Source organism: Acidisphaera sp. L21, assembly GCF_009765685.1.
In the GTDB taxonomy this organism is placed as follows: domain Bacteria; phylum Pseudomonadota; class Alphaproteobacteria; order Acetobacterales; family Acetobacteraceae; genus LMUY01.
In genome coordinates this window covers 15,705-29,706 of the sequence record NZ_LMUY01000006.1, presented here as the reverse complement: position 1 = coordinate 29,706, position 14,002 = coordinate 15,705, and the positions used below count along the sequence as shown (strand labels likewise).

11 protein-coding genes and 1 tRNA gene are annotated in these 14,002 nt (G+C 66.9%); 2 read left to right on the top strand and 10 right to left on the bottom strand.

The window, feature by feature from the left end:
• A partial coding sequence (locus tag GSQ76_RS00805) for a hypothetical protein (RefSeq protein ID WP_216850837.1) occupies positions 1 to 534 on the top strand: 534 nt, incomplete at its 5' end.
• Positions 535 to 639: 105 nt separating this feature from the next.
• Here GSQ76_RS00805 and pyrF read toward each other — a convergent pair.
• The 5 genes from pyrF to GSQ76_RS00780 all read right to left on the bottom strand — a co-directional run bounded on the left by pyrF (position 640) and on the right by GSQ76_RS00780 (position 6,290).
• Positions 640 to 1,359 (bottom strand): orotidine-5'-phosphate decarboxylase, encoded by a 720-nt coding sequence (gene pyrF / locus GSQ76_RS00800; RefSeq protein WP_158742016.1) that lies wholly within the window; start codon positions 1,357 to 1,359, stop codon positions 640 to 642.
• 55 nt (positions 1,360 to 1,414) lie between these two features.
• Positions 1,415 to 2,824 carry a phosphoglucomutase/phosphomannomutase PgmG gene (pgmG, locus tag GSQ76_RS00795; protein WP_158742015.1) on the bottom strand — a complete coding sequence of 470 codons (1,410 nt, stop codon included), beginning with the start codon at positions 2,822 to 2,824 and terminating at the stop codon, positions 1,415 to 1,417.
• Between the two features lie 2 nt (positions 2,825 to 2,826).
• The gene (gene galU / locus GSQ76_RS00790; RefSeq protein ID WP_158742014.1) at positions 2,827 to 3,696 is read right to left on the bottom strand and encodes a UTP--glucose-1-phosphate uridylyltransferase GalU; all 870 of its coding nucleotides are present in this window, start codon (positions 3,694 to 3,696) and stop codon (positions 2,827 to 2,829) included.
• A gap of 119 nt (positions 3,697 to 3,815) precedes the next feature.
• Complete coding sequence (locus GSQ76_RS00785) at positions 3,816 to 6,089, bottom strand: NADP-dependent malic enzyme (RefSeq protein WP_158742013.1); 2,274 nt, start codon at positions 6,087 to 6,089, stop codon at positions 3,816 to 3,818.
• A gap of 118 nt (positions 6,090 to 6,207) precedes the next feature.
• Positions 6,208 to 6,290: transfer RNA gene (locus tag GSQ76_RS00780), tRNA-Leu, on the bottom strand.
• 24 nt (positions 6,291 to 6,314) lie between these two features.
• Here GSQ76_RS00780 and lipB point away from each other — a divergent pair.
• Positions 6,315 to 6,998, top strand: coding sequence for a lipoyl(octanoyl) transferase LipB (gene lipB, locus GSQ76_RS00775; RefSeq protein WP_158742012.1), 684 nt, complete (start codon positions 6,315 to 6,317; stop codon positions 6,996 to 6,998).
• Here lipB and GSQ76_RS00770 read toward each other — a convergent pair.
• The 5 genes from GSQ76_RS00770 to GSQ76_RS00750 form a co-directional block, all read right to left on the bottom strand.
• A complete protein-coding gene (locus GSQ76_RS00770) occupies positions 6,988 to 9,060 on the bottom strand; it encodes a N,N-dimethylformamidase beta subunit family domain-containing protein (protein ID WP_158742011.1) in 2,073 nt (690 codons plus the stop codon). The genes lipB and GSQ76_RS00770 overlap by 11 nt on opposite strands.
• The gene (locus GSQ76_RS00765) at positions 9,060 to 10,427 is read right to left on the bottom strand and encodes an aspartate aminotransferase family protein (protein WP_158742010.1); all 1,368 of its coding nucleotides are present in this window, start codon (positions 10,425 to 10,427) and stop codon (positions 9,060 to 9,062) included. Before GSQ76_RS00765 ends, GSQ76_RS00770 begins: the two co-directional genes overlap by 1 nt.
• A 53-nt stretch (positions 10,428 to 10,480) precedes the next feature.
• The gene (locus tag GSQ76_RS00760) at positions 10,481 to 11,536 is read right to left on the bottom strand and encodes an alpha/beta fold hydrolase (protein WP_158742009.1); all 1,056 of its coding nucleotides are present in this window, start codon (positions 11,534 to 11,536) and stop codon (positions 10,481 to 10,483) included.
• Between the two features lie 76 nt (positions 11,537 to 11,612).
• On the bottom strand, positions 11,613 to 12,638 hold the full coding sequence (locus GSQ76_RS00755; RefSeq protein ID WP_158742008.1) for a hypothetical protein: 1,026 nt from the start codon (positions 12,636 to 12,638) through the stop codon (positions 11,613 to 11,615).
• Positions 12,613 to 13,989 (bottom strand): MBOAT family protein, encoded by a 1,377-nt coding sequence (locus tag GSQ76_RS00750; RefSeq protein WP_158742007.1) that lies wholly within the window; start codon positions 13,987 to 13,989, stop codon positions 12,613 to 12,615. The genes GSQ76_RS00755 and GSQ76_RS00750 overlap by 26 nt, the downstream gene beginning before the upstream one ends.
• Positions 13,990 to 14,002: the final 13 nt, after the last annotated feature.

The following is a 14,002-nucleotide window of genomic DNA, read 5'->3' as shown; positions in this document are numbered from 1 at the left end:
CCTCCCCCAGTCATGCGCCGGATACCAGGCGGCCTCATACGGAGGGATACCTACGGCGACGGCCAATGGGCGATCCTAGACGCCCAATTGGGCCCGCGTGCCCGCGCGGGATTGCGCATCGCGTTCGACATCGCCGACGTGCCGGATACGGCCTGGCGATCCGCCGCCGCAACCTGGCAAGCCATCCGCACCGGAGACCTGGACCCAGCCAATTGCGGCGTCTCCTTCGCCGGCATCGAGGGCGCCTGGTTCGTCGCCGCCTCGGTCCTGCGCGATGCCGCCGCCCTCGCCGGGATCGAGACGTTGCCCTGGGACTATTGGGGCCCGGCTCGCACGATCTGCGCCACCCGGCTCGTCACCGACGACCAGGCCCGCGCGATCAATGAACTTGCCGCAGCGCTAGACCCCGCGCCATACGACCGCACCGCAGCGGCGGCCGTGATGGAACGGTTTGCGTGGGCGCGCCCCACCCGGACGATCCTCAGTTTTCCCAAAGGCCGTGGAAGCGTGGAAGTGGCCTTGGCAGACGAGTGAGCTAAAGCATCATTCGTTCGATGAGAATCATCGGACGGATCAAGATGCTCGCCAAGATCAGAGAGCTAGAGCGGGTTTCGTGCGCCTTTCAGCGCGTAATCCGCTCTAGCCCCGCCGGACCCGCCCCGCCTCCATGTCGTCGATCACCCGCCGCGCCGCATCCAACGGCGCCGCCGCCTGCACGATGGGCCGCCCCACCACCAGGTAATCGGCCCCCCGCGCAATCGCATCACCCGGCGTTGCGGTGCGGACCTGGTCACCCACATCGTCGCTCGGCATCCGGATACCCGGCGTCACCACCAGCAGATCATCCCGGCCCGACGCCCGCCGCAACGCATCCGGATCATCGGCCGCGGACGCAATCACCCCCGCACATCCCGCCTCCGCCGCATCGCGCGTGCGCCGCTCCACCATCTCCCGTGCGCCGTGCGCGTATCCCATCGCATGCAGCGCCGCATCGTCCAGGCTGGTCAGCACCGTCACCGCCAGCACCCCCAGCGACGACCCGGCCGCCCCATCCACCGCCGCCCGCAGGATCGGCCGGTCGCCATGCACCGTGACGAACCGCGCACCGCGCTGGGCGACCGAGGCAACGCCGTGCCGCACCGTCTCGCTGATGTCGTACATCTTGTAGTCGAGGAAAAGCTGGCGCCCGTCGCGCTGCAACTCATCGATCAGCCCGCTCGCCCCGGGTTGGAACAGCAGCCAATAGCCCAGCTTGAAGAACGACACTGCTCCGTCCAGCGCCGCCACGGTTCGACGCGCATCATCCGGAGTCGGCACGTCCAACGCCACGATCAGGCGATGCGAAATATCGGATGTCATGCGCGCGACTATAGCCTCTCCCCCCAAGAGAGGGTATCCGTTGCCAACCTCGCGATCAGTGCCCGGCGTTGGCGCCGGAGAAATCGGGCGCGGCCAGGCCGGACGCCTCCAGCTGGGCCGACAGCGCCGCCTTCAATCGCTCCAGCCCGTCCTCCGTCGATGCCTCGCACCGTGCCACCAGCACCGCCTGGGTGTTGGAGGCACGCAGCAGCCACCAGCCATCCCCGGTCGACACGCGCACGCCATCGATGTCGGACACCGTGGCGCCAGCCTCCTTCAGCCGGGCCGCAACCTCCGACACCACGCCGAACTTGCGGGTGTCCGGGCAGTCGAAGCGCAATTCCGGGGTGTTGATCACCTGTGGCATCGCCTCGCGCACCGCCGAAAGCGGGCCGTCCATCCGGGCGACGATCCCCAGCAGGCGAACGGCGGCATACAGCGCGTCGTCGAAGCCATACCAGCGGTCGGCGAAGAACACGTGGCCGCTCATCTCGCCCGCCAACGGGGAGTTCGTCTCGGCCATCTTCGCCTTCACCAGCGAGTGCCCGGTCTTCCACATCAGCGGCGTGCCGCCGGCCTTCGCCACCTCGTCGAACAGCACCTGGCTGGCCTTCACGTCGGCGATGATGACGCCCTTGGGGTAGGACTTCAGCACGTCGCGGGCCAGGATCACCAGCAACTGGTCCCCGAAAAGCATCGCACCGCTGTCATCCACCACGCCGATCCGGTCCGCATCGCCGTCGAACGCGATGCCCAGATCGGCGCCCTGCGCCTTCACCGTGGCAATCAGCTCTTCCAGGTTCTTCGGCACGGTTGGGTCGGGATGGTGGGCCGGGAAATTGCCGTCCACTTCGCCGTTCAGCACCGTGTGTTTGCCCGGCAAGCTGCGCACCAGGCGCTGCAATACATTCCCCGCCGCGCCGTTGCCGTTGTCCCACACGACATTGAGGATACGGTCGCCACCATCCCAATCGCTGATCAGGCGCGTGATGTACTCGCTCTCCACATCCACGTCGCGAACCGAGCCCGGCGCTGCATTCACCACTGTCCCGGCGGCGGCAATGCTGCCGATTTCCTGGATCTGCGCGCCGAAGAACGGCTTGCGGCCCAGCATCATCTTGAAGCCGTTATAGTCGGGCGGGTTGTGGCTGCCCGTCACCATCACCGCACCCGCCGTCTCCATCGTGGTCGCGGTGTAGTACAGCATCGGCGTCGGGCACAGACCGACCCGCAGCACCTCCATCCCAGACTCCATCAGGCCGCGAACCAGCTCCGGCTCCAGCGAGGGGGAAGACAGGCGGCCGTCGAACCCAACCGCGACGGTCTTGCCACCGCCACGCGCCACGATGGTGCCGAAGGTGCGGCCGATGGCGAACGCATCCGCCGAGTGCAGGGTGCGCCCAACCACGCCGCGGATGTCGTATTCCCGAAGCGAAGTAGGGTCGAAATCGTGCCGGAAGCTCATGGTCACTCGCGATACTTGACTAGGAATTTGCGTACAGCGTCGCTCAGGTCCGGACGTTGCAGGGCAAAGGCGATTTGCGCCTCCAAATAGCCGACCTTATCGCCGCAATCGAACCGTTCACCCTCGTAGCGCAGCCCGTGGAACGGCGTCTTGCCGATCATCTTGGCCATCGCATCGGTCAGCTGCACCTCGTTGCCGGCGCCGCGCTCCATCTTGGAAAGGTACTGCAGCACCTCCGGCATCAGCACGTAGCGGCCGATGATGGACAGGTTGGACGGCGCATCCTTCGGGTCCGGCTTCTCCACCAGGCCCTTCACCTCCACCAGGCGACCGTCATCCCTGCCGATGTCCAGGATGCCGTAGCGGTTGGTCTGCTCGTGCGGCACCTCGGTCACGGCGACCACGTTGCCGCCAGTCTGCTGATACGCATCCGCCAGCTGCTTCAGGCAGGGCGTCTTGCTCAACACCAGATCGTCCGGCAACAGGATGGCGAACGGATCGTCCCCGATGAACGAGCGAGCGCACCAGATCGCGTGGCCCAGCCCCAACGGCACCTGCTGGCGCACCGAGGCGATCGAACCCGGCGGTAGCGCCTGTTCGTTCAGCATCTTCAGCACGTCGTCCTTGCCACGCTCCCGCAGCGTGGCTTCCAACTCGAACGCGATGTCGAAATGTTCCACCAGACCGATCTTGCCGCGCCCGGTGACCATGCAGAACTGCTCGATCCCAGCGGCGCGAGCTTCCTCGACCGCGTACTGGATCAGTGGCTTATCGACGACCGGAAGCATCTCCTTCGCAGTCGCCTTGGTGGCGGGAAGGAAGCGGGTTCCGAGCCCCGCTACTGGTAATACGGCCTTACGTAGCGGTTTCATCAGCTATCCTGGAATATGGCAGCCACACTGTCGGGACTTACCCCTTGTGCCATGATTGGTGGCACGTGACTGCAACATCAGCAAGATAGGTTGATGATCGGTAACCTCGCGACGCCGGCTCAAGCGGAGCTGAGCGCCTCCGTCGCGGCGATTGCGCTCAGGTTCACAATTCCGCGGGCGGTCACGCTGGGCACTAGAACGTGGATCGGGCGGCTCATGCCCAGGAGGATGGGGCCGACCGGCAGGCCGTCGCTGCTCGCCTTCAGCAGGTTGAACGCGATGTTGGCCGCGTCCAGCCCCGGCATCACCAGCAGGTTCGCCGTGCCGGATAGGCGGCTATCGGGCACGGCCCGGTCGCGGATCGCCTCGCTCAGCGCCGCATCGGCGTGCATTTCGCCATCCACCTCCAGCTCGGGCGCCTGGTCGCGGATCAACCCCAGCGCGCGCCGCACTTTGCGGGCGGAGTCCGAATTGCCGGCGCCGAACGATGAGTGCGACAGCAGCGCCGCCTTGGGGATGATGCCGAAGCTTTTGACCACCTCGGCCGCCAGCAACGTCATTTCCGCCATTTCGGCCGCGGTCGGGTCGACCGTCACATGGGTGTCGCAGAAGAACAGCGCCCCGTTGTTCAGGATCAGCGCCGACAGGGCGTAGATCCGCGACACGGTCGACCGCTTCGGGATGATCGGCAGCGCATACGTCAGATGCCGCTGCCAGTCGCCGGACCCGCCGATGATCGCCGCATCCGCCTCCCCCGCGTGCAACAGCATCGAGGCGACGACGGTATTCCGGTTGCGCATGCGCCGGGCAGCGGCGTCCGGCGGCACGCCACGCCGGCCCACCAGCATCTGATACTGCGAGATCAGCGGGTCGAACACGTCGCGATCGACCGCCGGGTCCAGCACGCGAACGCTGTGGTTCAAGTCCAGCCGCAGCCCCATCTCCGTCACGCGGGAGGCGATGACCCCCCGGCGCCCGATCAGGATCGGCTGCGCGATCCCGTCATCCACCACCGTCTGCACCGCGCGCAGCACCCGCTCGTCCTCGCCCTCGGCATAGACGATGCGGCGCGGGGATTTGCGCGCCGCCTCGAACACCGGGCGCATCAGCTGGCCGGAGCGATAGACGAACACCTCCAGCTCCCGCCGGTAGGCGTCGAAATCCTCGATCGGGCGGGTGGCGACGCCGGTCCGCATCGCACTTTGCGCCACGGCGGGTGCGATCTGCAGGATCAGCCGCGGGTCGAACGGCTTGGGGATGATGTAGTCCGGCCCGAACACCGGGGCGGCGCCGCCATAGGCCGCGGCCACAACCTCGCTCGCCTCCACCCGCGCCAGCACGGCGATGGCCTCCACGCAGGCCAGCTTCATTTCCTCGTTGATCGTCGTGGCGCCCACATCCAGCGCGCCGCGGAAGATGAACGGGAAGCAGATGACGTTGTTGACCTGGTTCGGGTAGTCGCTGCGCCCCGTGGCGACGATGGCATCCGGCCGCGCCGCCTTCACCGCCTCGGGCAGGATCTCGGGCTCGGGGTTGGCCAGCGCCAGGATCAGCGGCTTGTCGGCCAGCAGCGGCAGCCACTCCGCCTTCAGCACCCGCGGTGCGGACAGGCCGAGGAAGATGTCGGCGCCGGGCAGTGCCTCCGGCAGGGTGCGGGCGTTCGTCTCGTTCGCGTAGCGCGCCATGTTCGGCAGCATGTCGTCGTCGCGCCCGGCGTAGATCACGCCCTTGATGTCGGTCAGCGTCACGTTGGCCGGGTTCAGCCCCATCGCGCACAGCAAATCGACGCAGGCCAGCGCGGCCGCCCCGGCGCCGGAGGTGACGATGCGCACGTCCTCCAACTTCTTGCCCTGCAGTTCCAGCGCGTTGCGCACGGCCGCGGCCACGGTGATGGCGGTGCCGTGCTGGTCGTCGTGGAACACCGGGATCGACATCCGCTCCCGCAGGCGCTTCTCGATCGCGAAGCACTCAGGCGCCTTGATGTCTTCCAGATTGATCGCGCCGAAGGTCGGCTCCAACGCGGCCACCACGTCGATGAACCGCTCCGGGTCCATCGTGTCGACCTCGATGTCGAAGCAGTCGATCCCGGCGAATTTCTTGAAGAGCACGGCCTTGCCCTCCATCACCGGCTTGCCCGCCAGCGCGCCGATATTGCCCAGCCCGAGTACCGCAGTGCCGTTGGAGATGACGCCGACCAGGTTGCCACGCGCCGTGTAGTCGAAGGCGGTCAGTGGGTTGGCCTTGATCTCCTCGCACGCCGCGGCGACGCCGGGGGAATAGGCGAGCGCCAGGTCCCGCTGGGTTGCCATGCGCTTGGTAGGGGCGACCTCAAGCTTCCCGGGGCGCGGCAGCCGATGATAATCTAGTGCCGCCTTCCGGAAGTCCTCATCCATGGCCATCTACCTACCTGCTTGGCATCAGTTACCGACGGAGTCGGTGGTGATGCAAGCCAGGGCGGCCGTTATCAGCGGCGGACGAGGCGAGGCGAAGAGATGGTCAAGGCACGAAATATGCGGTCGAGAAGACTCGAACTTCCACAGGGTTTCCCCCACAAGCACCTCAAGCTTGCGCGTCTACCATTTCGCCACGACCGCACCGTGGACGGCGGCGTATAGCGGATGAACGACGCGGTTTCAACCAGCCTCGTAGCGACTGCCCCGGCCTGGCGCGTGTCGGACGACCTGGTGCCATACGATTCGGCCCTGGCAGCCATGCAAACCCAGGCCACCGCCATCCGCGCCGGCGAGGCGGAGGAAACGGTGTGGCTACTGGAACACCCGCCGCTCTACACCGCCGGCACCAGCGCCCAGCCCGGCGACCTGACCAATCCGGCCAATTTCCCCACCTACGATGCCGGGCGCGGCGGCCAGTGGACCTATCACGGCCCAGGCCAGCGCACCGCCTACGTCATGCTGGACCTGACCCGGCAGCACGGCCTGATCCCCCCACGCGACGTGCGCAAATACGTCTGGGGCCTGGAGGAATGGGTCATCCGCGCCCTGGACCAACTGAACGTCCGCGGCGAGCGACGGGAGGGCCGCGTCGGCATCTGGGTGGCGGACGGCGCAGGCGGGGAGGCGAAGATCGCAGCCATCGGCGTGCGCGTCACGCGCTGGGTCAGTTGGCACGGCATCGCGCTTAACGTGTCGCCCAATCTGGACCATTTCAGCGGCATCATCCCCTGCGGCATCCGCGAGCACGGCGTCACCAGCCTGGAGAAACTAGGGCTAACGACCACGCTCGAAGATGCCGACTTGGCGCTGCAATCCGCCTGGACGGGCGTATTCAGCGCTACTGCGTGAACCGCCGCACGACGTTGCCCATCATCCGCGACACGCCATTCTGGTAGTTGTCGTGCGACAGGCTGCCGCAGAACGTGATCGACCCGGTGGCGAACACCGCACCGCCCTTCGCCGTGTCGAAATACACGATCTCGGCCCGGATCAGGTCCCGCGGCGCTTCCCCGGTGACGGTGTTGACGTGGCTCAGCAACTCCTCCGGCACGGCGACGAAATGGTCCTGATGCGCCTCCGACCGGGCGAGGATCACGATGTTCGGCGGGCTGCCCAGCCGTAGGTCCGCCCTGTCTAGTTCAAACCCCGCAGCACCCCCGCCGGACAAGCCGTAGCCGCCCAGCGTCTCGCCCTTCACGCCCTCGAACACCCAGGCCACCGCCGGGTCGTAGGAGGCTGGAAGGCGACGGTAATGCGACCCTTCGAACAACCCCTGTGAGGAAAATCCGACGCCGGCGAGTTTCTGTGGTGCGCGGCTAAGGCGACGCCAAAGCCCACCATACCCGCCGTCCAACTGATGATAGGCCTCACCCGGCGCCGCATCCCAAGCCCGAATCCCGCCTTCGGTCCGGCGCACTTCCAGCACGTCGGGGATCGTGTCGGAGACGGCGATGCGCCAGTAGAATCCGTTGCCGCCCAGGTAACAGAGCCGCCCGCCCTCGGCGATGTAGTCGCCCAGACCGTCCAGCGTGTTGGGCGTGTGGTATTCGGGATGGCTTCCCGTCAGCACCACCTTGTAGCCAGCGAGTAAGGACGCGCCTTCGCGATGCAGGTCGTGGTCGGTGACGACATCGAACGCATGCCCGGTCGCCTCCAGCCAATCCGTCAGATGACTATCCGCGGAGAAATGCCGCAGCCCGCTGCCGCGCTGGTCGTTGAAGGTGAGGAAGCCCGGCCGCAGCGTTAGGACCGGCCTACGCAGCGACGACAGGCTGATGCCCGTGCCGTCTGGATGCCGATTGTACGTGGACCAGGCCAGATCCGGATAATCCTCCGGATTGACGGTGCGCGCGCCCCAGGCAGCAGCCCGCTCGCGGAACGGCGCATCGAAATTGAACCGGGCGTGGTTGGCGTAGGCCTGGTAGGTGAAGGTCGGCGCCAGGAACGCGATCTTCGCCGTCACGGTGCCGCGCGGCGGCAACACGTAGAACGGGATGATGTCCTCATGCCCCGCGACGCGCAATCGCACGCCATACACGCCGCTGCGCATGCCGTCCGGGATTGTGATGGTGAAATCGGTGTCCCACAGCGCGTCATACAGATCGTCGGCATGGAAATGGATCGCGGCATATTCGCGCGGCGCGTGTTTCCAATCCATCTCGCCGCCCGACCAGCGCGAGCCGCGAATGCCCCGGGTCGGCATGTTCACCACCCGGCCGGGATAGGTCCCGCTGATCGTGTCGGTATCGATCCCGGCGGAGAAATCCCATTCGGCGATGGCGTTTCCGTCGCCGCCGAGCAACGCCGGGTCCTCGATCCGGCCATCGAACCGCCCACCCGCCGGGTCGGCTGCGACCAGCAGGGTGCCCCCCTTGGGCAGACCGGTGGCGCCCGATGCCTCACCGCTATCGGCAACGCCCCAACTGGTTTGCAGCGCCACCTGCACCAAAATCGCCGTCCCGTTCTTGAACGTGGCGGTGAGTTCGTACCAACACCGCTCCAGCATCGGCGCCGCAACGGCGCAGACGATGGCGCCCGCCACCTCCAGCCGCGCACCCTCCGCCGCAACTCGCAAAACCGCATCGCCCAGCGACACAACCGGCTGCGCCGCCTTCAGCAAACCCGGCTGCACCCGCACGCGGATCGCTCCACCCTCCGGCACGGCCAACGCCGCCTTCACCACCGCGTAGGAACCCGGCGTGACACGCTGCACCCGCGACGGGTACGGCCCGGCGAAGGCAGATCCTAACGCCTCCAACTTCATCCCCGGCCCATCCGGGTTCGGGTCGGCGTGAATGATGCGGACCAGATCGGCGGTATAGGGTTCGCCTAAATGGCTCGACACCTTCACCGCAATCGCCTCACCGGGTCGCGCAGAGATCCGATCCAGATAGCCCGATAGTGGCGGCATCAAACCACACCCTCCCGCATCAACTCTTCCTCGTACTGGCCCAGTGCCGCAGCCAGCCGATCGGCGATGTCGTCGACCTCGGCCGCGGTCACGATCAATGGCGGGCTCACCATCAGCCACTCGCCGAACGCGCCGCCAGCAGTACGGCGGCCATACAGCATCAGCCCATGGTCCAGCCCGATCGCCTTCAGGCGTTCCGGCGCATTGCGCTCGGGCGGGATCATGCGTTGGCTTTCCTTGTCGGCAACCAGTTCGACCGCCAGCAGCAACCCCTTGCCTCTGACGTCGCCGACGATGCGGCTGGTGGCGGCTATCGCCTCCAGCCGCTCCCGCATCTGCGCGCCACGCGCCGCGGCGTTGGCGATCAGGTCGCGCTCCATCACCTCGTCCAGCACCGCCGAGGCCACCGCACACGACAGCGGGTTGGCGTAATAGGTGAACCCGGCGCTGAACCCGCCCTTCGCCGCCAGATCCTCCGCCATCTGCGCCGGCACCATCACCACCCCCATCGGCGCATACCCGGCGCTGACGCCCTTCGCCAACACGGCGATATCCGGCCGCGCGCCCGGCCAATGGTCCGCCGCCAGAAAGCGCCCGGTACGCCCGGCGCCGCTCATCACCTCGTCATAGATCAGCAGGATGCCGTGCCGCGTGCAGATCTCCCGCACGGCGGTGTAATACGCATCCCGCGCCACCAACGCCCCGGTCGCCAACCCACCCACTGGCTCCATGATGAAGGCGAGCACGGTTTCCGGACCCTCCTCCTGGATCGTCTTGTCCAACGCGTCGGCGCATTCCGCGGCATAGCTCTCCGCCGTATGGCCGGGGGGCAGCCGATAGGTGAACGGCGCCGGCACCTTCGGCATCGGCACCAGCAGCGGGCCGAACATGGCATGCGCCACCGGGTCACCCGACAGTGTCAGCGCACCCGCCGTATTGCCGTGGTAGCTCGGCATACGGGAGATCATCTTCCACCGCCCCACCTCCCCACGTGCCACCGCGTGCTGCCGGGCGAATCGCACCGCCGTCTCGATCGCCTCCGACCCGCCGGACGTCAGGAACGCCCGGTCCAGCCCCGGGCCGCACAATTTCGCCAGCTTCTCGGCCAGCGCAATATTGGCCGCGCTTTCGAACTGGGTGGGAAAGGCGAAGCTGGCCAGCGCCGCCTGGTCGCGCATCGCCGCCAGCACGCGGGCATTGCCATGCCCCAAATTCGACGCCACTGGGCCAGAACTGACGTCGATGGTGCGGCGACCCGTCTCATCCTCGAACCAAATCCCCTCGGCGCGGCGAATGCGCGGGCGGGAGGGTGCGGAAGGCGGGGCGTAGAAGGCCTGGATGCCCAGGCGGCTCGGTTCATTCTGCATCCCGCCACGCTCCGGCGGGATGGCGCGCGCGTCAACCCGGTTTGGGCCGGCCGTTACTGCGGCGTGGGCGGCACCGTGTCCAGGAAGTGCCGAAACTCCTCGCTCCAAAACTTGGCGAAGCCGGTGGTGCCGTGCCCGCGTGTCTCTGCGCTCGCGGGGATCAGATACAGCCGCCCATTCTTGATCCGCTTCATCGACTGCACCATCAGCCCGGTATCCGGCGGGTTGCGCTCGTCATCGGCGGAGTTGATCGCCAGCACCGCGGCCTCGATCGCCTCCAGCTTCGGCGCTGCGTTGAAGTCGCGTGACGAGTTCCACTGATACAGGAAGTCGTTCGCATCCTGCGGCGCCGGCGCAGCCAATTGGCTGTCCACATACGCATCCGCCTTCGCCCGCGTTCCGCCGATCGCCTGGTAATTCAGCGTGCCGCCCGTGGTCGCGATGCCGAAGAACACGTTGGCGAATTGGACCGAGGCCGGCTCGCTCGTATAATTCCCGTCCTTGTACTCCGGGTCCCGCCGGATGGTTTCGACCAGCATGCGCCGCATCATCCAGTTCCGCGCCGACATCTCGGTCGGCTGCGAGGCCATCGGCACCAGCGCGTCCATGAAGCCCGGATACGTCACGCCCCATAGCCAGGCGTGCATCCCGCCCATGGAGTTGCCCATCACCACGCGCAGATGGTGCAGGCCCAGCCCTTCCGTCACCAGCCTGTACTCTGCCAGGACCATGTCGTCGTAATTGTAGTCCGGGTATTTCGCCCGCAATCCGTCCGAGGGCTTGGACGATTTCCCGGTGCCGATCGTGTCCGGCAGGATGATGAAGTATTTCGCCGCGTCCAAAGGCTGCCCAGGGCCGAACAACTGGCCGCCAAATGTCGGCGCCAACAGGCCGGTTCCGGTGCCGGCGGTGCCATGGATGATCAGGACGGGTTGGCCCGCCGGGTCACCCAGCGTGGTGTAATGCAGGCGCAGTTCCGGAAACACTTGCCCGGTGTGGAACTTGAAGTCCCGCGCGATGAAATCGTGCTGCTGCGGTTCCGCCGCCTTCGCGCCAACCACGGCCAGGACGAACATCGCGGCACACACCAAACCAAACCGGAGTTTCATGACGATCCGCCCGCTGTGTTTATTTTGACGTGGACGTTAGGGGCGCATTCGCCGCAGCGTCAAACGAAACCAGCCGCTATGGCAGCAGGATGCGGTCATCCGGCGTCGCCTGGCCACGGGTGGCGGCGGCAAGGTCCGCCATCAACCGGTCGGCGATCGGGATGCGGTAATGCACCGGGTCCCAGTAGCTCGCCTCGGTATTGGTGATCGAACTGGGGATCAGAAAATCCACCACGACCGCGTTCTGCACCGCCGCCGCCATCTGGGTGACATCCGTTTTGCAAGCCGCCATCGACTCTGCGTAGTCGCTGCCCGGCGCGCCCTGCAATGCGATGTGGGACGGAGTGAAGAATACGATCTTGCGTGTGGACGCCGGCAGCGCCCGCAGCGCATCCCCCAGCATCGGCAGCGCCGGCAACACATGCTCGCCATGGCGCGCCGGCAGGTCGGTCGGCTTGCCCCAGCGCGCGAACCCGGCCGCCACCCGCGCCGGGTCGTAGGCGGATTCCGGCGGAACGAAGCTGGTGTAACCGTCCAGCCCGTAACGGGATCGCTTGAGGCCCAGCATGACCCAAAGCTGGCTCGCCGCCTCCTGCACCGCATACAAATTCAGCATCTGGCCATACCCGCGCCAGGGCGACCCGGCATACATCCACTCGGGGAACGGCCGGCCGCTGGATCGCTGCGGGGCTTCCGTGCACCAGGCGCTGTCCAAGCCGATGATGACCGTGCGCGCCGCCGGGTGATGCCGAATGAACAGGCCCAGCATCTGGCTCTGCTCCCACGCCGTCGCCGCGTTCATCGCCAGATTGGCGAAGCGCCCCCCGAACTCCCGATCCAGCACCTCCGGCCGCAACAGGCGGGAGGAGGAGGAGCCGACGATGGCCGAATCGAAGCGCCCAGCGGCGGCCAGCGCCGGCAGCGAATACCGGGCGTTGGTGGAAATCGGCACCCGGGGCAGTCGCGGCGACAGCGGCAGCACGCCCCACGGGTCGATGAGGCTGACGAACAGGAACAGGAACACCAGCAGCCCCAATGCCGAGGCCACGAACCAACCCAGCATCCGGCGCCAAGGGTTAAAACTGGAAATAGATGAACTCATTCGGCACCCGGCCGCCCACCAGCAACAGCAGAAACACCAGCGCCGCGCCCGCGGGGATCATCAGCCAGCGCGATGGCTGAAGCCGCTGCAGTGCCAACGCCTGGCTGGTCGGCAGCAGCAACGCGATCGCCACCGCGGCTGCCACGACCCCGGCATTGTCCACATGCAACCGCCCAACCCCGCCCGCGCCAACCATTCCGCCGGACATGCGCGCAGCGGTGGTGAAGTCGGGCGAGCGGAACAGCACCCAGCCACACAGCACGAACAATGTCGTCAGCAGCCAGCCCGCCACGCGAGGCATGCGCCACCCGGCCCGGTCCCAGGCGCCATTGGCCGCCAGCGCCACGCCGTGCAACCCGCCCCACACCACGAAGGTCCAGGCCGCGCCGTGCCACAACCCGCCCAGCAGCATGGTCGCCACCACGTTCACCGCCTGCCGCCCCTGCCCGGCCCGGTTGCCGCCCAGCGGGATGTAGACGTAGTCGCGCAAAAACCGCGACAGCGTGATGTGCCAGCGCCGCCAGAACTCCCGGATCGAGGCCGACCGATACGGCGCCGCGAAGTTCAGCGGCAGGCGAAACCCGAACATCAGCCCCAGCCCGATCGCCATGTCCGAGTAGCCGGAGAAATCGTAGTAGATCTGCAGCATGTAGGTGCCGGACGCGGCCCACGCCTCCGCCAGGCTCGGATGCGCCCCGGCGGCAACGCGGGCGTAGATCGGGTCGCACACCAGCGCCACCGTGTCGGCAATGGCGGATTTCTTGCCCAGCCCGATCAGGAACAGCGCTGCCCCCCGGGCCAAATTCTCCCACATCTCCGGCCGGCGCGGGCTGGCGGCGAATTGCGGGATGATCTCGTTATGCCGCACCAGCGGCCCGGCGATCAGCTGCGGGAAGAACGTCACGAAGGCGGCGAATTCCAGCAACCCGTAGACATGCCGGTCCCCCCGGCGAAGATCCACCAGGTAGCTGATCTTCTGGAACGTGAAGAACGAGATGCCCAGGGGTAGCACGATACCCCACGCCAAATGGCGGGTGCCCATGACATCGGCCACCGTATCGGCGGCGAAGTCGGCATATTTGCAGACGCCGAGCACGGTCAGGTTCATCACCACGCCCGCCACCAGCAACGCATCCCGCCGCCAGCGTCCATAGGCCCGGACTACCAGCCAGTTCGCCAGCGTCAGCCCTATCAGCAGTGGCACGAATCGAACATCCCACCCGCCGTAGAACGCCAGCGACGCCGCCACCAACACCGCCTGCCGCGCCGTCTTATGCGCCGCCGCCAGATAGTACAGCGCCAGCACGCACGGCAAAAACCCAAGGATGAAAAGCTGGGAGTTGAACAGCATCAGGCGCGGGCCG

Bases quoted from the DNA above. Each gene is read 5' to 3' on its own strand.
- pyrF (WP_158742016.1), bottom strand. From the start codon at position 1,359: ATGACATCCGATATTTCGCATCGCCTGATCGTGGCGTTGGACGTGCCG.
- pgmG (WP_158742015.1), bottom strand. From the start codon at position 2,824: ATGAGCTTCCGGCACGATTTCGACCCTACTTCGCTTCGGGAATACGAC.
- galU (WP_158742014.1), bottom strand. From the start codon at position 3,696: ATGAAACCGCTACGTAAGGCCGTATTACCAGTAGCGGGGCTCGGAACC.
- GSQ76_RS00785 (WP_158742013.1), bottom strand. From the start codon at position 6,089: ATGGATGAGGACTTCCGGAAGGCGGCACTAGATTATCATCGGCTGCCG.
- lipB (WP_158742012.1), top strand. From the start codon at position 6,315: ATGAACGACGCGGTTTCAACCAGCCTCGTAGCGACTGCCCCGGCCTGG.
- GSQ76_RS00770 (WP_158742011.1), bottom strand. From the start codon at position 9,060: ATGCCGCCACTATCGGGCTATCTGGATCGGATCTCTGCGCGACCCGGT.
- GSQ76_RS00765 (WP_158742010.1), bottom strand. From the start codon at position 10,427: ATGCAGAATGAACCGAGCCGCCTGGGCATCCAGGCCTTCTACGCCCCG.
- GSQ76_RS00760 (WP_158742009.1), bottom strand. From the start codon at position 11,536: ATGAAACTCCGGTTTGGTTTGGTGTGTGCCGCGATGTTCGTCCTGGCC.
- GSQ76_RS00755 (WP_158742008.1), bottom strand. From the start codon at position 12,638: ATGAGTTCATCTATTTCCAGTTTTAACCCTTGGCGCCGGATGCTGGGT.
- GSQ76_RS00750 (WP_158742007.1), bottom strand. From the start codon at position 13,989: ATGCTGTTCAACTCCCAGCTTTTCATCCTTGGGTTTTTGCCGTGCGTG.